Source organism: Candidatus Paceibacterota bacterium (assembly GCA_026195275.1).
Lineage (GTDB): Bacteria > Patescibacteriota > Minisyncoccia > Phycocordibacterales > JABMNX01 > JABMNX01.
In genome coordinates this window covers 108418-127410 of the sequence record JAPHQU010000002.1, presented here as the reverse complement: position 1 = coordinate 127410, position 18993 = coordinate 108418, and the positions used below count along the sequence as shown (strand labels likewise).

20 protein-coding genes are annotated in these 18993 nt (G+C 47.4%); 8 read left to right on the top strand and 12 right to left on the bottom strand.

The window, feature by feature from the left end:
* Positions 1 to 81: 81 nt before the first annotated feature.
* From OQJ98_01485 to OQJ98_01445, 9 genes are all read right to left on the bottom strand, one after another.
* Positions 82 to 828 (bottom strand): hypothetical protein, encoded by a 747-nt coding sequence (locus tag OQJ98_01485; GenBank protein MCW9054638.1) that lies wholly within the window; start codon positions 826 to 828, stop codon positions 82 to 84.
* 6 nt (positions 829 to 834) lie between these two features.
* A complete protein-coding gene (locus tag OQJ98_01480; protein MCW9054637.1) occupies positions 835 to 3993 on the bottom strand; it encodes a type I restriction endonuclease subunit R in 3159 nt (1052 codons plus the stop codon).
* The gene (locus tag OQJ98_01475; protein MCW9054636.1) at positions 3990 to 4646 is read right to left on the bottom strand and encodes a hypothetical protein; all 657 of its coding nucleotides are present in this window, start codon (positions 4644 to 4646) and stop codon (positions 3990 to 3992) included. The genes OQJ98_01480 and OQJ98_01475 overlap by 4 nt, the downstream gene beginning before the upstream one ends.
* A 4-nt stretch (positions 4647 to 4650) precedes the next feature.
* Positions 4651 to 5910, bottom strand: a complete 1260-nt coding sequence (locus OQJ98_01470) for a restriction endonuclease subunit S (GenBank protein MCW9054635.1) — start codon at positions 5908 to 5910, stop codon at positions 4651 to 4653.
* Positions 5911 to 5912: 2 nt separating this feature from the next.
* Positions 5913 to 6506 (bottom strand): GIY-YIG nuclease family protein, encoded by a 594-nt coding sequence (locus OQJ98_01465; GenBank protein MCW9054634.1) that lies wholly within the window; start codon positions 6504 to 6506, stop codon positions 5913 to 5915.
* Positions 6507 to 6509: 3 nt separating this feature from the next.
* A complete protein-coding gene (locus tag OQJ98_01460) occupies positions 6510 to 7541 on the bottom strand; it encodes a hypothetical protein (GenBank protein MCW9054633.1) in 1032 nt (343 codons plus the stop codon).
* Positions 7538 to 9103, bottom strand: a complete 1566-nt coding sequence (locus OQJ98_01455; protein ID MCW9054632.1) for a type I restriction-modification system subunit M — start codon at positions 9101 to 9103, stop codon at positions 7538 to 7540. Before OQJ98_01455 ends, OQJ98_01460 begins: the two co-directional genes overlap by 4 nt.
* 64 nt (positions 9104 to 9167) lie before the next feature.
* Positions 9168 to 9647: a hypothetical protein gene (locus OQJ98_01450; protein ID MCW9054631.1), complete on the bottom strand. Its 480-nt coding sequence runs from the start codon at positions 9645 to 9647 to the stop codon at positions 9168 to 9170.
* Positions 9648 to 9735: 88 nt separating this feature from the next.
* The gene (locus tag OQJ98_01445) at positions 9736 to 9876 is read right to left on the bottom strand and encodes a hypothetical protein (protein ID MCW9054630.1); all 141 of its coding nucleotides are present in this window, start codon (positions 9874 to 9876) and stop codon (positions 9736 to 9738) included.
* Positions 9877 to 10004: 128 nt separating this feature from the next.
* On the opposite strand from OQJ98_01445, the gene OQJ98_01440 reads away from it, so the two are divergent.
* Positions 10005 to 11174: an SEC-C domain-containing protein gene (locus OQJ98_01440; protein ID MCW9054629.1), complete on the top strand. Its 1170-nt coding sequence runs from the start codon at positions 10005 to 10007 to the stop codon at positions 11172 to 11174.
* A 264-nt stretch (positions 11175 to 11438) separates the two neighbouring features.
* Positions 11439 to 12698: a DEAD/DEAH box helicase gene (locus OQJ98_01435; protein MCW9054628.1), complete on the top strand. Its 1260-nt coding sequence runs from the start codon at positions 11439 to 11441 to the stop codon at positions 12696 to 12698.
* Between the two features lie 72 nt (positions 12699 to 12770).
* Here the strand turns inward: OQJ98_01435 and OQJ98_01430 are convergent, their stop codons facing one another.
* Both OQJ98_01430 and OQJ98_01425 read right to left on the bottom strand, forming a co-directional pair.
* The gene (locus OQJ98_01430; GenBank protein ID MCW9054627.1) at positions 12771 to 13643 is read right to left on the bottom strand and encodes an FAD:protein FMN transferase; all 873 of its coding nucleotides are present in this window, start codon (positions 13641 to 13643) and stop codon (positions 12771 to 12773) included.
* 9 nt (positions 13644 to 13652) lie between these two features.
* A complete protein-coding gene (locus OQJ98_01425; GenBank protein ID MCW9054626.1) occupies positions 13653 to 14075 on the bottom strand; it encodes a hypothetical protein in 423 nt (140 codons plus the stop codon).
* A gap of 337 nt (positions 14076 to 14412) precedes the next feature.
* On the opposite strand from OQJ98_01425, the gene OQJ98_01420 reads away from it, so the two are divergent.
* From OQJ98_01420 to OQJ98_01410, 3 genes are all read left to right on the top strand, one after another.
* Positions 14413 to 15225: a UDP-3-O-acyl-N-acetylglucosamine deacetylase gene (locus OQJ98_01420; GenBank protein MCW9054625.1), complete on the top strand. Its 813-nt coding sequence runs from the start codon at positions 14413 to 14415 to the stop codon at positions 15223 to 15225.
* 440 nt (positions 15226 to 15665) lie between these two features.
* Positions 15666 to 15866 (top strand): cold shock domain-containing protein, encoded by a 201-nt coding sequence (locus OQJ98_01415; protein MCW9054624.1) that lies wholly within the window; start codon positions 15666 to 15668, stop codon positions 15864 to 15866.
* Between the two features lie 138 nt (positions 15867 to 16004).
* A complete protein-coding gene (locus OQJ98_01410; GenBank protein ID MCW9054623.1) occupies positions 16005 to 16334 on the top strand; it encodes a hypothetical protein in 330 nt (109 codons plus the stop codon).
* 68 nt (positions 16335 to 16402) lie between these two features.
* Here the strand turns inward: OQJ98_01410 and OQJ98_01405 are convergent, their stop codons facing one another.
* Positions 16403 to 16831: an SET domain-containing protein gene (locus OQJ98_01405; GenBank protein ID MCW9054622.1), complete on the bottom strand. Its 429-nt coding sequence runs from the start codon at positions 16829 to 16831 to the stop codon at positions 16403 to 16405.
* Positions 16832 to 16903: 72 nt separating this feature from the next.
* On the opposite strand from OQJ98_01405, the gene OQJ98_01400 reads away from it, so the two are divergent.
* From OQJ98_01400 to hisS, 3 genes are read left to right on the top strand one after another with little or no spacing between them, the layout of a single operon-like run.
* Entirely contained in the window at positions 16904 to 17134 is a 231-nt protein-coding gene (locus tag OQJ98_01400; GenBank protein ID MCW9054621.1) for a hypothetical protein, read from the top strand.
* A 10-nt stretch (positions 17135 to 17144) separates the two neighbouring features.
* A complete protein-coding gene (locus OQJ98_01395; protein MCW9054620.1) occupies positions 17145 to 17681 on the top strand; it encodes a PH domain-containing protein in 537 nt (178 codons plus the stop codon).
* Positions 17682 to 17741: 60 nt separating this feature from the next.
* Positions 17742 to 18989: a histidine--tRNA ligase gene (hisS, locus tag OQJ98_01390; protein MCW9054619.1), complete on the top strand. Its 1248-nt coding sequence runs from the start codon at positions 17742 to 17744 to the stop codon at positions 18987 to 18989.
* Positions 18990 to 18993: the final 4 nt, after the last annotated feature.

Below are 18993 nucleotides of genomic sequence, written 5' to 3'. Positions count from 1 at the left end.
TTCAGGTCAAAGAAAAACTCTGACCTAGAAGCCAGAGTAGGAGGAAATGTATTTGTGATATAGGACTACAAGTGAGCCCACTTATTTTCCTCGCGGGCACTTTTTGGCAATGATTTTGTTTATGTAATCGTAGTCCAGTTGTGTACCAAACTTCTCGTTCACTTTACTCATTAGCACCTTGGCAGAAAGGTGTTTGTTGTTACAAATGAACAAATCCCTCTCCTGTACGTTCGCTTTTCTTTTTCTCACCTTGCCAATCCGCACATCACTATCACAGTGTTTGTTCTGGAGAGTTTCAATGCTAGTTTTGTTCTTTTTTATAAAATCTATTATGTCGCGACCTGTTGCATAAGGCGAAACAAAAATTGCAAGCGGATAACTGTTAGTCAGATTGTTGAGTACCCGCCGCACGACTGCGTTTTCGTCCACTTCGTATTCCTCATACAAATCTACGTCCATTTCTACTATCTCGTCTGTAAGACCGAGCACATCAACCATTTCAACCAAAGGGGAAACTTTCGTAAAAAAGAAGTCATTGTAAAGTACGTAATCGCGAATATTCGTGAGCCACGCAAGAGAGGCATTGAAACTCTCTGCAAGGTCGTATATTTCTTTTTGGAAATCCGCTTCGTTTCCCTTGGGGAGTGAGTTTATAAACTCAAACTCGTCCTTCAAATCACTTTCAAAACCACCTTCGGGTATTCCATACCTTTCCCGTATTTCTGTTACTCGTGCGAGAAATGACTGATCTGACGCAAGAGAAGTCAGATACAAATACATTTTCTCCTGCGCTTGTAGAAGCGCCTTTTTGTTTTCTCTCTTTTTCATAAAACTTTATTTCGCCCAATCATCAGCGAAAAGTTCCGCCTGTTTGAGCACGGTTTCCGTAGCGATTGCCTGCTTGTCTGGTGGATAGCCGTACTTGGCGAGCGTACGTTTTACCAAGACGCGCAACTTTGCTTTTACGTTCTCGCGTATCGTCCAGTCCACCGTGGCACTCGCCCGTACCCTGTCTACCAGCACTCGCGCAAGATCGCGAAGTGTCTCGTCGTTCATTACATCACGAGCACTTTCGTTGTTTGCCAATGCGTCATAGAACGAGAGTTCATCGTCAGAAAGTCCCAAATCCTCACCGCGTTCATCTGCACCGCGTAATTCTTTCGCAAGCGCAATGAGTTCTTGTATGACTTCGGCGGCAGTGAGGAGGTTGTTCTGATACTTCGTGATGGTCTTACCGAGCATTTCTGAGAACTTCTTTCCTTGTATGAGGTTCTTTCGCAATCGTGAGCGTATTTCGTCATTGAGGAGCCGCTTCATAAGTTCCATTGCGACATTCTGGTGCTTCATTCCCTGCACCTCTGCAAGGAACTCGTCCGAGAGCACGGAAATGTCTGGCTTTGGAATACCCGCGACTTGGAAAATATCCACTACGCCTTCGGTAACCACTGCCTTATCTACAATCTGTCGTATTGCCGTCTCTATATCCTCGCGGCAGTTGGTCGGGTCTGGGTCAAACTTGATCAAGCGGGCTTTGATTGTTTGGAAAAATGCCACTTCGTCGCGTATCGCCAGTGCCTCCTCGTGTGGCACCGCAATGGCAAAGACCTTAGAGAGGGCTGTAACCTCGTGTATAAAGCGCTCTGAAGGGCTCTGGGACTTCTTTTCGCCCTCTGCGGGTACTTTATTGTCTTGCGCCAAGACGTGCTCCTGCGCTTCCAAAATAAGCCCGAGTTTGCCACGAGTATCAAGCGTGAAGTAACGGTGGTAGTCAAAGCCGTGGAACATTTGCTTCACGACTTCGTATTTCTCCAGCATTATCTCCACCGCCTTGTCTTGAGTTACGGTCGGGCTTCCTGTACCACCGCTTCCCGTATACACGGCGAGTGCTTTCTGGAGGTCGGCGGCAAAACCAATGTAGTCCACGATAAGACCTCCTTCCTTATCTCTAAAGACGCGGTTCACGCGGGCAATCGCCTGCATAAGATTGTGTCCGCGCATAAGTTTGTCTATGTACATTGTGTGCAAAGACGGCACATCAAATCCTGTGAGCCACATATCGCACACCACAACTAGTTTGAGGTCGCTTCCCGCGTCTTTGAAACGATCGGCAAGTCGTCGTCGTGCTTCTTTATTCGTGTGGTGTGGCTGAAACTCCTTCGGGTCTGACGAGTTCGCCGTCATTACAACTTTGATTGCACCTTTCTCCAAATCGTCGTTGTACCACTCTGGGCGAAGTGCCACTATCTCGCGGTACAAATCAACGGCAATGCGTCTACTCATCGCCACAATCATTGCCTTGCCCACGTTCACTTCCTGTCGCGCTTCAAAGTGCACCACCAAGTCCTTCGCTATCTCTTTCAGGCGTTCTTGGTTGCCAATGATTGCTTCCAATTGCGCCCACTTCGCCTTCGCTTTTTCCTTTGCGGTGAACTCCAAACCTTCTGCCACTGCTTCCACGTCTGCGTCTATTTCCTCACTTTTTTCCTCTGGCAGGTGTACTTTTGCCAATCTGCTCTCGTAGTAGATAGGAACAGTAGCGCCATCGCGCACTGCGTCTTGAATGTCGTACACATCAAGGTATTCACCAAACACGGCAGGGGTGGAGCGATCAGTGCTTTCAATCGGTGTGCCCGTAAAACCAATGAATGAGGCATTCGGAAGTGCATCGCGCAAATATTTTGCGTTGCCATAGCGGGTAATCGCTTCGTCATCTTTGAATACCGTACGAGCGGCAAATCCGTATTGGCTACGGTGCGCTTCGTCTGCAATCACCACTACGTTTTTGCGGTCGGTCAGTTGATCGTATGTCTCGCCGCCGTCCTCGGGGAAAAACTTTTGGATGGTCGTAAACACAATCCCGCCTCCTGCGGTCTGTAAGAGTTCTTTCAAATGTGCTCGGCTTTCTGCCTGTACTGGCTCTTGGCGCAGAAGCCCGCGGCTCGCCGCAAATGTATCAAACAACTGGTCGTCCAAATCGTTGCGGTCGGTAATCACCACTACCGTCGGGTTATTGAGTGCAAGCACCGCTTTGCCTGTATAAAACACCATAGAGAGGGATTTGCCCGATCCCTGTGTGTGCCACACCACACCAATTTTGCGCTCTCCGTGCTCCTCGGTAGCGCGAAGCGTTGAGTTGATCGCCTTGTTGACCACATAGTACTGGTGGTATGCCGCAACCTTTTTTACACTTTCCACCACTACCAGCCCTGTCTCTTTGTTCTCTTTTTTCACCTTTTCAAACACCGTGAAGTTGCGTATCAAATCCAGAAGCACTGCGGGTTTCAACATTTCCTCAACTACCGTTTCCATTTGCGGGCGTTTATCCTCGCCGTGTTTTTTATCCTCAGGTGCACGCCACACCACAAAGCGCTCCCACGGAGCCGTGAGTGAACCGACACGAGTATCCAAACCGTCAGAGGCAACAAGAATGCCGTTGTAGGTAAAGAGTTGTGGCACTGCGTCTTTGTAGTTTTGGAGTTGCGTGAACGCCTTGTGTACCGTCGCGTTTTCGTCCGCAGGATTTTTGAGTTCAATCACGGCAAGCGGTAGTCCATTTACTAAAAGCACCACGTCTGGACGTTTACTCGTGTGGTCGTACGGAATAATGAACTGATTGGTTACCACCAAGTCGTTATTTTCTGGGTTAGCAAAATCAATCAGGTGCACCACTTCGCCACGTGTGCCACCCTGATCGCCCGCCACCTCCACGCTCACTCCGTCAGTGAGCATTTTCTGGAATGTCTCGTTGCTTTCCACCAAGTGCTGTGGCGAGAGGTTTATTACTTGCCGTATCGCGTCGTCTTGTGCGTCCTTTGGTACTAGCGGGTTGAGCCGCGCCACCGCTTCTGTAAGTCGCGTACGCAAAACAACCTCGCGCATATCGGGGCGCTCTGCTTCTTGTTCCTCTGGAGATAGATACACATAACCCTGCTTTTCCAGCAGTTCTATCACCCACAGTTCTATATCGCTTTCGTATATTTTGGTCATAATCATTTTCCGCGTCGGCGGTCTATTTCTGCCTGAACTGCCAAATCCTCGCCCTTCTGTGCGAGTTCTGCTGTATATTCGTCTAGCCCTGTTTTATATGCAAGGTAATCCGTTTTATACAAAACTTCGCTTGGCAACATAGGCACTCCATTCACTTCCACCTCTGGATTGCTCTCGTCTATTTGCTCGTTGTAGTCCCTGTTCTCCTCATACTTCACCTGCGGATCAAGTTGTTGCTCGCGTACTTCACGCTCTGATTTGAAATATGCCACCTTCTCGCGGTACTCAACTTCGCGCTTGATCACACGCTTATTCATTTGGTGCTCCTCGTGTTTTTTATAAAACCTCTCGGAAACGACAGAGAACCACCAAACTGCCAAATACGCGAGCCCGAACGGTATAACAAATAACGGAAATACCGCCGTCCAGTCGTGAGGATAGATTTGCGTCAGATACTCAACTTTCAACATTCCAGTGTGTTCAAGTATCAGTTTTTCATCAGCAAAAAAGAATGTGTACACAAACTTCCAGTTGGTAATGAGCCACGCACCAAGGAAGTAGAAATACATTGGCGTAAATATTCGCTCCTTTGCAATCTCGGCTATGCTTCTGAATGCGTCGGATACTGTATCGGTGATTTTTTCTACTGTGCTTTCCATATGTTTACGTATTTACGCGAACCTCTCCGCTCATTAGTTTTGGCAGTAGTAAATCCCGAACAGTTCGCAGGTTCTCAATCTGGGCTTCCTTCCGTTCAAAAATATTCCGTAGAGAAGCAGTGATCTTGTCAAACTCTTTCAGGATATTTTCCGTTGGAACTGCAAAAGAAAATGCTCCGAAACCGTCATAGTCAAGTGTTTGCCGCACTGACCCGTTAGCATAGAGTTCAATATGTTTTTTCATTTTTGCCGTCTGGATCAAGAAATCAACAAACGCTCCCGCGCCTTCTTTTGCGCGAAACGCGACATATACAGGACTAACAGCTCCCAAGATAAGTTCTCGCAATCTCCCAATAGAACCGATGTTGATACGTGCTGGATTGTATGCAAAATCTCCTTGGTGGATTTTGATGTATTTTGAAATGCTCTTACTAAAAACCTGTTTAGTAAAATACTCACTTGAAGGCACGAGTTGCCCTGTGTTTACTGCAGACATAACCGTGTACTTTGACTGCTCATCAGAGCCAATGCGTTCACTCAACTGATCTATAAGTTCGGCAAGAGTACCGACGCGCCATTCCTCTGGGATTTCGCCAAATTCACTGTCTACCATTTTCCCGCCAGACGCTTTGTATGGCTTACCGTCCTTATCTGGAAAGTTGAACTCCACAAACCACGCGTTGAAAATCGCCCTCGCCATTTCCTCCAGCGTCTCGTTTTGCTTCCGTAGCAACTCAATCTTTTTGTCTAAACTGATGAGAACTTGCGCGATTGTACATTGATCTTTTATGTCTATGGGATAAACAATAGGAAAACGCCCTATATCATCGGCGCTAATGTTTTGCTGAGCACTGCTACCAGATGAGGTTGTGTTCACGTATCGCTGGAAATCACTACCTAAAACCGCGTAGTAAACAAAGTTCTTATCCGCCACACCTCTCTTTTCCGCCACCTTTGCTACTCGTTGGTTCAGATAAGAAACCTCGTCATACGAAATCTTTCCAACCTTTCCTATCGTCGCTCCAGTCATAGCGACTAAACAATCTCCCTTTGAAAGTTTGAACTTCTCAATCTTTTGTTGATTGTACTTCTGTTGATCTATCCTTTCGGCATTTTGAATATCAACATACGGCGGCTGAATGTCTTTTATTTTTATGACGGCAGTTCCTTCACTTCCAAAATCCTCACCTCGGAATGCATAGCCCCCGACTACCGTCGCGATCTCGTATAAAAATCCTTTTTTCCATTGTGTCGTCGTGCTCATATTCATTCTCCTTCCTCCATTCGCACGCGCCGCGCGTGGAGAGTTTCGCCTTCATACGACCAATACAACGTGCCCGCCACTCCATAGTTGTAGCCAAGTATTTCCTGTGCCGAGGTAGACAAACTCGTTACCTTGCCGTTGTATTCAATGTTGTGGTTGTCTACTACCCGCGCCCTTATATTCTCGTCTCTACTGAAGGTAAGTTCAGCACCAGCAGGAATACCCACCATTGCGAAGTTGAACTTGTCGCGTTTTGAGCGTGCCTTTTCCAGTGCCACCTCGTCCTCTTTGTTCTCTGTGTACGTCTGCTTCGGGGTTACCTCCTGCACCGCTCGTGCACGCAATGCCGCGGCAACGCGCTCTGGCGCTATCTCAAAAAACTCTCGCTCTTTGCTCACCCGCCTATCGTCAAAAATCTCAAACAGCCACGCCTCTACTTCCATAGAGTTCTCAACAGTGCACGCATAGAACACCTCAAAAGGAAGTGGCACGGGTGTGCGATACAAACTTTTCAACCTTTGCTGGAGGTCTTTGGTGCGCCCAACCTTCACGTAGTCGGGCATTGCTTGGTTGGTGAGAATATAAACGATTTCCATATACTATGTGTTGTTCTTTATCCCGATCAGGTCATTCACTATCTGAAGCACGGGATTGCTTTGTTCGCGTTCTGTCTTAGAGACGAAACCAATCGGCACATTCTTGAACATTGCTTCGGAAGCGTGCTGTAGCACTTCCGACAAGCGCGGATTTTCCTGCTGTTGTTCTACCGCTATGAAGTCCTCCAGAGTTCGTGCCACTGCGGCGCGGTGTCGGTTTACTGCCGCCAAATGAGAGTTCACGTTGTAGTTTTTGATAACGAACGATAAGCCATACCATAGCGCCGCCAAGATAACGAGTTTTGAGATCACAGCGCTCCAGATACCACTCGTGTCCACGGTGTCGGGCAAAGAGACGATTTGATGTACATATGAGGCGGTAACAAACCCGAGCCAAACAAGAACTGCAACAATAGCGACATATCCGCCTACAACGCCCCAAAGCCAATACTTTGAGAGAGTTGCATAGCGTTCTACTTCATCATCAAAGTGTGCCGCCATTTGTACTGCCGCCCTCTGACCCTTAGCGGAACCAACTTGTTTATTTGCAGTGCGGATTTTTTGAGTTTCCTCGCGTATTGCTTTTAGTTCATCCTCAAGCTCAGTGCGTACCTGTACTGCTTTCTTTACCTCCTCATCCAACTGTTTTTGGTCAGGGTTTTCGCGACGGCGCTCCTCTCGGAGGAACGGGAGCGTTCTCATCAGTATCTGCTCGTAAATATCGTTATAGAAGCCGTCAATACGACTTTCAAAGTTGTCGTGCTCCTGCTTTGCGTTTGCAACTGTACCAATATCAAAGTTGCGAAGCCATTCCAAATGCTCCGTCAGTTTGTTGGTTAGATTTCCAACCTGATTTATACCACTTTCGTTGAGAAGTTCTTGATAGCCAAGATCGTACACTTCTTTCAGAAACGCTTGCGCCTTACCGAGTTTTTTGTTGGCGTTTTCAAATACCAAACTGCCAAAGCGGCTGTCCAGTGCCAATGCTGGAACATCTACCTCAAATACATTTTCTGTTGTTATTTTTTCGCTCATAGTTCAAATCCAACTTTTTTCAGTTGCTTCTTTATTTCCTCGTTCAAGGTCTGCTCCTGCTCCATTTGCTCCTTGAGGGTACTGGTGAGCCGCGTCATTTTCTCCTCAAACGGCTCGCTGTCTTTCGCGCCATCTGCAATACCCACATAGCGCCCTGCCGTGAGCACGTAGCCGTTCTTTTGTATCTCCGCGAGTGATGATGATTTGCAGAAGCCCTTGATGTCCTTGTACTTGTTGTTTTTCTGTCGCCACTCGTGATACGTGCCCGCAATCTTTTTGATGTCCTCCTCGGTAAACTCTCTGTGCGTTCGGTCTACCAGCGCCCCCATTTGCGACGCGTCTATAAATAGCACTTCTCCTGTGCGTTTCCTGTCGCCGTTGCCAATGCGCTTACGTGAGATAAACCACAAACAAGCAGGAATGCCTGTGTTGTAGAAAAGTTGGTTTGGAAGCGCAACGATACAGTCCACCATATCCTCCTCCACAAGTTTCTTTCGCAGTTCTCCTTCGCCACCTTGGTTGGAGGAAAGCGAACCATTTGAAAGTACCGTTGCCATTACACCTTTTGGAGAAAGGTGGTGGATCATATGTTGAAGCCACGCATAGTTTGCGTTGCCTTCTGGCGGCAAACCGTACTTCCAACGAGCGTCGTTTCTGAGAATGTCCCAGCCCCAGTCGTTTTGGTTGAAAGGCGGATTTGCCAAAATGTAATCCGCTTTGAGGTCAGGGTGTGCGTCTTTGAGAAATGACCCTTCGCTATTCCATTTCACTTGCGAGCCATCTATTCCGCGAAGCGCGAGGTTCATACGGCAAAGGCGGTAGGTGGTGTGGTTGCTCTCTTGTCCGTAAATAGAAATGTCTTCCAAACGCCCGCGATGTGCGAGCACAAACTTCTCGCTCATCACAAACATTCCACCCGAACCACACGCAGGGTCGTACACACGTCCCGTCATTGGCTCTATCATTTGCACCATAAGTTCAACAATGCTTCTAGGAGTGTAGAATTGCCCGCCCTTCTTGCCTTCAAGCGAAGCGAACTCGCCGAGAAAGTACTCATACACACGTCCAATAAGGTCTTTTGATTTTTCGCTTTCCTCGCCGAGTGCAACGTCTGCAATAAGGTCTACCAAACCACCGAGTGCTACCTTGTCCAAGTTTGGTTTTGCGTACTCTTTCGGGAGGATACCCTTGAGTGTCGGGTTGGCTCGCTCAATCGCCTCCATTGCCGCGTCCAAATCCTTACCGATACTCGGCAACTTTGCGCGTGAATGAAGGTGTGCCCACCGCGCTTCTGGCGGTACCCAAAATACGTTTTCTGCTTTGTATTCGTCTTGATCCTCTGGGTTGGCACCCTCATATTCACCCTTACCCGAGGCAAGTTTCTGGTAGTGCACATCAAATGCGTCTGATATGAACTTCAGAAAAATAAGACCGAGTACAACGTGTTTGTACTCAGCCGCGTCTATGTTCTTTCGGAGTTTGTCTGCCGCTTTGAAAAGTTGTGCCTCAAATCGTCCAGCACTTTCTGTTTTCTTTTTGGTTGATTTTGTGGCTTTTTTCATAGCGTTGAGGCATATGTTGGCTTTATTTTACCACATTTCAGCCCTAGCGGCTAGAAAAAATGGCTCACATAGACGACATATTTGGAAACGATTTTTCCGCAGAAACTTCCAACACATCAGCACACCCAAGATTGTTGCGCAAAGTCATTGGAGTTGCGCGTATTGGTTCAGTAGTCGCACGAGGTGAGGTTGGCTCATAACCAATGGCACGCAGTTTTTCTTTGAGTTCTTGCAATTGTTCGGTTGGTATCTCCTGCGGGTTGAACGAGTAGACAGGAGACGTGGGCAGTATGTCCTCCTCAACCAATATTTCCGCTGGCATTGGTTTAGGAATACCGAACCCGTCTCTGCCGAGCCCGCGCAGTTCTAGTTCTTGTTGAACGCTCGGACTTCCAAAGACACGCTCGGGGTGCCGAACAACCGCCTCGCTATATCCTGCTTTACGAAGCGCCTCCGCCTTACTCTTACGTCCTCCATCAATCCAAAACTGAATGGCTTGGCTTTGACGGGCAGTTCGTATGTTTGATAACGAAAAGGTATCCATACCTAAAGTATAGCGAAAATGCTACTGGTGCGCTCTCTGTGTCAATTTTGCGACCATATGCGACCATTTGCCCGCAATGGAATGTTGCTTATCGCACCAGCAGTCCCATTTTTTCTTTTGTTATGGTGCGCTCGTCTCCTTCAAGCCACGAGGAGAGATATTCTGGCACATCAATCACACCTTCTCTCAAGAGTGCAATCTGTACTCCCGCGTTTATGAAACCCACCATACCTGCGCCGAAGCGACAGGGTTAGGTGCTAGCCCTCACGGGCTCAATATTCAGTTGTAAATCAAGTATACCTCTTTCTCTGAAACCAATAAAGAGCGCTGAGTACTCAAAAGTTATAAAATACTCTTATGAATGCTCGTACTGGAAGAAACCAACCTTGTCCCTGTAGAAGTGGAAAAAAATATAAAAGATGCTGTATGAACAAAGACCAAAGCAATGATATTCCGCCAGAAGTTATTGAACACTTTAGAGAAGTAGTAGCCAGACAAGAGTACCTGAAGCAAGCAGGGATACACATCAACTATGTAAAGCCGATCGTGTTCAAAGGTAAAAAAGTGTTTGCTCTTGGGAATAAAGTATATGCAGATATTCCCACCAACACGACATTCCATAGCTTCATTATCCAAATACTCAAAGAAACAATCGGGCTTGACTGGTTCCGTGCACAAACAGAACTACCTCAAGAGGAACGACACTTTATATCTTTGTGTCTGGAGAAGCTTGGTGAATGGATTGAGCGCAACGAAAAGGTAGCGGAACGTGTCAGCGACGAAGTGTGGGGAGCAAAGCCAGACGGATACTCAAAAAGTTTGTTACTTCTCGCCTTTGATGTGTGTAGCTTGATACATACGCGCAACTTGCCACCTTCACTACTGGATCGCCTAAAGACACGCGAACACTATCAAGGTGCACGGTACGAGATTGCAATCGCGGCAATATTTGCACGACTAGATTGTGATATTGAGTTCACTGACGAAAATAGCAAGAATAAGCACTGTGAGTTTATCGCTACACATAGAGAAACCAAAGCCGTACTCGCCGTTGAAGCAAAGAGCAAGAAAAGAAGTGGTGTACTCCACGAAACTGGCTTATTGCAACCTTTAGAAAAACTGTACTCTGCTCGCGTAATAAAACGATTGTTCAAGGAGGCACTTGAACAAAATCCGAAGGACGTGCCATTCGCAGTATTCATTGACGTAAACACTCCTCCGACCCCAGATGTTCCCGCGGACGACAAACAATGGATCAAGGACGTAAAATCTATCGTTGATCGGAAACTGAAAGACCTACCACCAGAGGAATACCCTTTGAACGCTGTATTCTTCACCAACTACTCCTACCATTATCAAACTGAGCACGAAGCAGAACACGGAGAAGTGTGCGGCAAAATAATTCAGCACCCAAAGTTTCCTCCACCTAGTCCAGAGTTTTTTCACTACTTACAGGGCGCTCTTTCAAGCTACGGCATAGTACCTGCGATAGACATTGATCAACCAATCCTGACCCGCTCTAATTGATACCAATCCCAATAGTTCTGAATACACGCAAGCTCAAACTGATCCAGTTCCAAAATATGGGTTCTAATGGGGCTCAAAACGCGGAGCTAGTCAGAATAGAAAAGTGTTTGGTTATATACGCATTATTGACTTTATACACATTTCATGTTATTTATATACATACCATTAAAGGTACGGATATAGACCCTTTAATCAGGGGTCTTTATTTTTTTCATATCTATATCAGGCTTGTTAAACAAGTCACTAACTAACTAATTACATATCATGCAAAAAACAAGAAGCACGGCTTCTGGGGTTAATTCTAAATCTCCTGCAAAAAAATACAGTCTCAGTAGAGGTAAAAACTTCTCTTCAAAAGGAAGGTCTTTTTCTGGCAGAAGGAGAACTGGCGCAGGAAGTAGACGATCGGCTAAAAAAAGCGTCAATATGGACGTGTCTAACTTCATTAATAAAGCAGTCCCAACAACAGGAGAAGAGATCGATTTTGTTCCCCAAAATTCTTTTTCTGAACTAAAAATAGTAGACATCTTAAAAAAGAATATATTGGGCAGGGGTTATAAACTACTTACTCCCATACAGGACGAGACAATCCCCCACATTCTTAATGGAGAAGATATTGTTGGACTGGCAAACACAGGGACCGGTAAGACAGCAGCTTTTCTGATCCCGCTAATTGATAAGGTGTCTCTAAACAAAAATGAGCGCGTCATAATTTTAACTCCAACAAGAGAGCTGGCTATTCAGATCGAAGAAGAACTGCGATCATTTGTGCGCGGGATGGGTATATCTTCAACCATATGTGTTGGAGGAACTCCTATAAATAGACAGATAACCAGCTTACGAAAACAGAATCACTTTGTTATAGGCACCCCAGGAAGAGTCATGGACCTAATAAAAAGAGAGGTTCTTAAACTTGATACGTTTAACACAATCGTACTTGATGAAGCTGATAGAATGCTCGACATGGGATTCGTAAATGATATGCGTTTTGTCATGGACAAGATGCCAGAAAAGAGACATACGATCTTCTTTTCAGCAACAATGTCGTCAAATATCGAAAGGCTTATCAAAGATTTTCTTAATGACCCGATAAACATTTCTGTAAAAACCCGAGCCACCTCGAAAAATATTGACCAGGATATAGTTAGAATCGGCGGGAAGGATAAACTACATATATTAGAGAAGTTTCTCTCAGATCCGGAGTTTAGTAAGGTTCTCGTCTTTGGAAGAACAAAATACGGTGTTGAGAAACTAAGTAAATCTCTTTCAAAACTAGGAATTAAAGCCGAATCCATACACGGCAACAAAAACCACGGACAGAGACAGCGGTCTCTAAAGAAATTCAAAAATGGTGAAATACAAGTCCTTACTGCAACAGATGTCGCCGCAAGAGGTCTGGATATCAGCAACGTCTCTCATGTGATCAACTACGAGCTTCCTGAGACATTTGATGATTACATTCACAGAATTGGAAGGACGGGACGTGGTGAAAAGGTAGGAAAGGCTCTAACTTTTGTTAATTAGCCTCAGAGAAACTCATATAAAACTGATACTCGGGTCACTGTCTTGTTGTGTCATAGGGTTTTTATAAAAACCTTATACGAAAAGCTCCCCCGGCCAACTCTTGCTTACCACAGATACCCCATCGCTACGGAACACAAGATACGCGGCATCGTACTTCTCCGCCGCCGAGGCGTACATCTCCTCATTTGAGAGAAACAGGGCTGAGGTCATGCAGTCGGCATTCCAGGCTGAGGGCGCCACAACCGCAGCACCAATAACATCTTCAACTGGACTCTTCTTTGTCGGGTCAACAATATGGTGCCACCTCCCCCACCGCCGTCGAAAACTGTCTGAGACAGCGACTGCTCCGTCCTTCAGTGGCACGACCCCGGCGGCAGTATCCTCTTTCCCCGGGTACTCAATAGCAATCTTCCACGGCTCATCATTCTCTTTAGACGTGCCGTACATGTCACCGCCAGCCTCCACGATGAAGTATTTGAACCCGAGGTCTTTAAGGAGGTCTGAGACACGATCAATACAGTATCCTTTCCCGATACCACCGAAGTCGAACCCTGTTGGGCCGTCTATACAAAGACTGCCCTGGGTGATTTCCCATTCAGGAAGTGTAAACTTCTCTACAGAGTCGTCTGGCTGCATTCGGTACGATGCGTCATACCCCGCACCCTCAAGCAAAGGACCCACAGCCGGATCGTAGGCACCACCAGTGAGTACCCGAAGCTCATCTGCTCGCGTAAGCAATACTAAGAACTCTTCTGATACTTCGTACACTCCGGGGAGCGCGTACCGAAATGCGTTTACTTCAGAGTCCGGCAAAAACCGAGAAAAACGTTTTTCAAACGTACCAACCAGAGCAAGTATCTCTTGCTCGGCCTCTTCAGTAGACCCAGTATCATCTATGGAGATATTCCACCGAGTGCCGATACCTTTAAACGAGAACTCTTTCATCCTGCCAGCTTAGAGCTGTGCTTTGAGATCGTTGAGCACTGAGTTGAATGCGTTAGTAGTAAGCGAGGAGGTGCCCACGCGGTCGATTGGACCGACTTCGCTCAACTTCTTCCCTTTTATGACTTCGTACGCACCATCTGAGAACTTGTCGAAATATACTTTCGATTCGCCATCGAGCTCGATTGCACGAACGTTCTGGACAACCCCGTCTGCATCAACAAAGATGCTGAATTCAGCCCGGTGGTCTCCCCCTTCCGGCACATCAAACATGGTCACTGCGCTGATCTTACGAAAGGCTGTCACATCAATATTCTCAGTGACTGAGACGTACTCGGCTTCTTTGGAAAGATACCCGGTTATGGTCTCTCGATAGTATACAAGACCAGCAATGACAATGACGACCACGACGATAAGTGCTATTTTCTTGTTCATATTGAATCTTCGGTTATACATCTCATATTAACAAACCAGAGGCACGAGTACATAATGAGCGTGTGTATAAAGTATCCTTTCTCTAGAAGTCGGCACCGACCACGACGACTAACATCCTCAAGAGACCTTATGATGCTTCAAACCACCCTCGTCAATTGGGGGTGGTCTCTTCTTTTTATTTTTACACCATTTTTACTCAATTTTGAATTTTGTATGTAACCCAAGGTCATAGGCAAGTCTCCGAGCACGCATATCGCGCAGGGCATGACAACAACTGCTCGGTGTGCTATACATTGGTGAGATATCAATATCACAAGAACAAAGAAAGGAGTCTTCGATGATCCGCAACACACTCTTAAAGGAGGTGGAGATAAACGGGCGTGATGCTTTCGGGAAAACGGCGCGAGTCGTCTTGAGCCCGATTGGCGCTCCGGGGATCTACTGGAATGCGGACGGCACGGATGTACCCCTTGATAAGGTGTGCATCACTGCGCATCCATACCTACACTGCCTCAAACTGTCACACAAAAAGGCGGAGCTCTATGTGCCTGAGCATCTGCTAGGGTATCTTTACGCAGCAGGTGTTGACGGGGTGCGCATCAGCGCTTCCCGACTTCCCTATGACGGCTGTGCGGTTCTCTTTCACAAAATGATCGGGCCGCAATTGAAACGCAGTGGTGTGTTCTCCTGCGTCACGCCCACCACGATGATCGAGATACCGGTCTGCAGCGGGCGATCGTTGGAGATCCATCCGAGCGAAGAGACCAATCAAACCAGGACCCTTGTCTACAGGATCGTGGTCAATTACGAAAGTATCGGGGAAAGCATCCTTGAAGGAGATCTCGATCAAATCGACATTGCTGCATTATCACATGCAAGACCGTACGGCAGACCAGTACTTAAGGTACTCAGTCAGATCTTCGGTCGCAAAGACCAGTTCGTGTGGTTTGAACAGAATGAAGGCATATCGTCTCAAGAGAAACTTGAGGAGATCGCGACACACCGCTTGCTCGACCTTCTTGGGGCGTTACTGTGTGTTACCCCAAAAGGAACGCGTCTGGCCGGAAGGATCATAAGTCCGCAGTTTGCAAACCACCAAAGTGATATGCTTCTTGTTGAAGAGCTTCGAGTACCAAATCGGTTCATATGAACCATAGACCATTAAAACCGTTGTGTGACCGCTCCTGTCTAGGAGCGGTCTTTTTTTAATATCCCATCCCCTTTTCCTAATTCAAGATTATCATGTATAATGGCGTCCATATGGCAAAGAGAGCAACAGGGGTCGGGACCATGAAGACGTCTCGATCGAAAAAGACACAAAAACGTCTCACAACGAAGCGAGAGATGCTAAAAGCACGTGGCAAGACGAAATAGTCTCGCGCCGGCGGCATATAGAGTCATAAATGGAGGGGCATCTGATGTCCCTCGTTTTGTGTTGACATATGAGCTTCAATCCTCTATAGTTCTTCTATCAAATAAGCTGCTAAGTGGAGAAACGAGTCGAGTTTGAATCTTTGGAGTGTATTTGAGGTTGGATACAAGCGAATTGCGCTCTATCCAAAGATTTATTCGAATCTAGTTCTATTCACAATGGAAAAAGGAACAATCGAGCGTCTCATGGACAAGGGCTACGGCTTCATCAAGTCCGAGGCAAGCGACAAGGATCTTTTCTTCCACGCTCGTGAAGTCAAGGACGTTGACTTCGACACCCTCAAGGAGGGTGACGCAGTTGAGTTCGAGATGACCGAGGGTGAGAAGGGTCCTCAGGCGACCAACGTCACTGTCGTGTAAGGAACACTCCTTACGAAGCACACCCCGCGCACGCAAGTGCGCGGGGTGTGTTTTTTGCCCTTTCAGGATAACATATTGACTCCTCTCCTCTACTATGGCACAATATGCTGAGTTTCGTACATACGAGGGAGTGCCAACATGAAGACTAACCAACCCCGAGACTGGTCTGTCGTCGGGAAGCTCAACACGATGGTCTGTGAGAATCGTAGCCCCGAAGAGGCTCTGCGCAACTTCCGCAACATCACCGAAAGCATCGTCACATATCCGACACACCTGGTTCGGCCGGAAGATCCAAACACCCTCAAAGATGCACTTCAACGCGCTCACGAGCGCGTGAAAGGAATCGATGATGCGGTGGCAAAGAGGATCCTCTTGGGGATGGGACTAGGGAAGGACGAGAGCCCCGACACGTGGAACAATGCCGCCGTGGAAACGGTCGAGCGCATCTCAACACAACCCGCTCTTTAGACGCAAGCAAGCACAGCACCTCAATAACGACCGGTTTTTACACCGGTCGTCTTCTTTTACTGTAGCCTCTATCTTTTCTTCGCTTTTGTCTTCTTGCTCACACAGTGATTGCATTTGCAACCATGTGGCTTAATAAACTCATCGAAGTACTCTTCGCCATAATCGTAGGTGAGCTCCTCGCCCGCTTTTATATTCTTGATCGCATATATCTTTACGCGCTTTCCAGAGATTTCCGCTTCGCAGTTCGGCTTACAGGAGTGGTTGATGTAGCGCGCGAGGTTCTCGCGCGGCGATCCATCAATCGTCCATTTTGAGTTTATGTCAAAGAGGTACTTCCCACCTTTCTCGTCTGCTTCTTCGGTAGGGATGAGGTTCCCGGTATACTCGATTACAAAGTCCTCTTTCTTAAACGGCACGAGTGCCACCAGACCAAGCCCTGCACCCTTACGAGCACGAACAACCTTAAACGTATCCTTTTCTGCTATTCTTGGAGCCATAGATACGGCAGAGTATAACACATAACAGCTGACCTGTGGTGTGCACGCTGCTTTTATGTAAAAATAGAATCAATGAACGAGTTCCCTATTCTGTCACTCATCGCTCTCGACACAGACATCCTCTGGTATATCTTTCTCGGGGTCATCCTTGTGTTCCTCTTCTACAGCATCTTCCTTGTGTATCACTGGTTCCGCTTCGGCATGAATGTCCTTGTGTCCCTTATTGCGACAGTGGTATACGCGGGGGCGAGCGCGGCGATCCTCCTTACTATGCTCCTCTCGTTTGCCAGCCTTATCTCATAACCATCTCACCATGATCCACCTACAAGAAGGAGAACGTATACAGGTCAAGGCACGGAAGCATTGGTTCTTGTTTGCACGCGATGCTTTTGGTGTAATCATCCTCGCGCTTCTCCCCTTTATTGGCTGGGGTCTCTTGGTGAATCAGTCTCCTCTCACCACCAATCTCATCTTAGGAAGACTCTCCGTCTCACTCACAACGTTTCTTATAAGTACGTGGCTCCTCATTATGTGGGCGTGGTTGTTCACTGTTTGGACCGAGTATTATCTCGATATATGGATCGTTACCGACCGTCGCATTATAAATATCGAACAAAAGAGCCTCTTTAACCGCGAGATATCGACACTTCGTGTAGAGCGTATCCAAGACGTTACTGCCGAGGTGACCGGCATCGTCGCGACCGTACTCAACTTCGGAGACATTCACGTGCAGACAGCGGGAGAGGTCAAGGAGTTTGCCATGCTTGGTGTCTCGCGTCCTGAGCATGCAAAGAGAATCATACTGGAGAATCTTGATCAAGCTACAGAGGGACGGGGCTCTGTCGTGTAGCAAGCGGAGGTCTGCTCCCCTTTATCTTTCGTGTGATTTTCGCTACAATTGAGCGTATTCATGAAGGGAAACCTACCAACAGAACCGTATAAGGGTGTTCGCGACTTTTACCCGCGCGACATGTTTATCGAGCGATACATCTTCGACACAATGAGCCGTGTGGTTGAGAGTTTTGGGTACCAGGAGTATGGAGCTTCCATCCTTGAGTCGGGAGATCTCTACCGAAGCAAATCAAGTGAGGAGATCGTCTCAGAGCAAACCTACACCTTCACCGACCGCGGAGAGCGCGAGGTCACCTTGCGCCCTGAGATGACTCCGACTCTAGCGCGCATGGTGGCCGGCAAACGCCAGGAGCTCCCCTTCCCGCTTCGCTGGTATTCGATTCCAAACGTCTTCCGCTACGAGCGACCACAACGTGGGCGTATGCGTGAACATTGGCAGCTTAATGCCGATTTGTTCGGGGTCGAGGGAGTAGATGCAGAGGCAGAGATTATCCTCCTTGCACACAATCTTATGAAGGCCTTTGGTGCCGATGAGGGTGATTTCGAGATCCGCATTAACGACCGCGAGATTCTCTCTTCCCTCTTTACTCAACACAGCATCAGTGAAGGAGAACAATCGCAAGTCATGCGCCTTCTTGATAAGAAAGAGAAGATAGACGACTTTAATACACAACTCACAGCAATCCTCGGCGACCGTGCGGAGTCATTTGATACAGCGCTCTCTCAGACCAGCAGCAGTCCGCATCTTGAATCACTCCTTAAAAAACTCGCTGCACTCGGTGTCGCCAATGCCACGGTCAACACGAGCGTGGTGCGTGGTTTCCAGTATTATACCGGTATTGTCTTTGAGGTCTTTGATGCCTCTCCGGAGAATAACCGCTCACTCTTTGGTGGTGGCCGCTACGACAACCTCCTTGAGGTCTTTGGTGTCGAGAAAACACCCGCGGTCGGGTTTGGTATGGGTGACATAACCATCCGCGACTTCCTTGAGACGCACGAACTGCTTCCGGAATACACGTCACGCACCGATTTGTATCTCTGCACCCTCTCACCTGAAGCGGCGGAGTTCGCTCAAAAATTTGCAGCTCAACTTCGCGCAGAAGACATCAATGTCGAGGTATCGCTTTCACAAAAGAAAGTTGGTGACCAGATCAAGGTTGCAGACAAGAAAGAAATCCCCTTTGTCATCGTGATTGGCGAAGAGGAAATCATAAGCGACTCTGTTGCGGTTAAACACCTCGAAAGCGGCGAACAAGAGACGGTCAAGAAGGATGCGGTCGCCGATTTTATATTTTCAAAGATTTAAACAC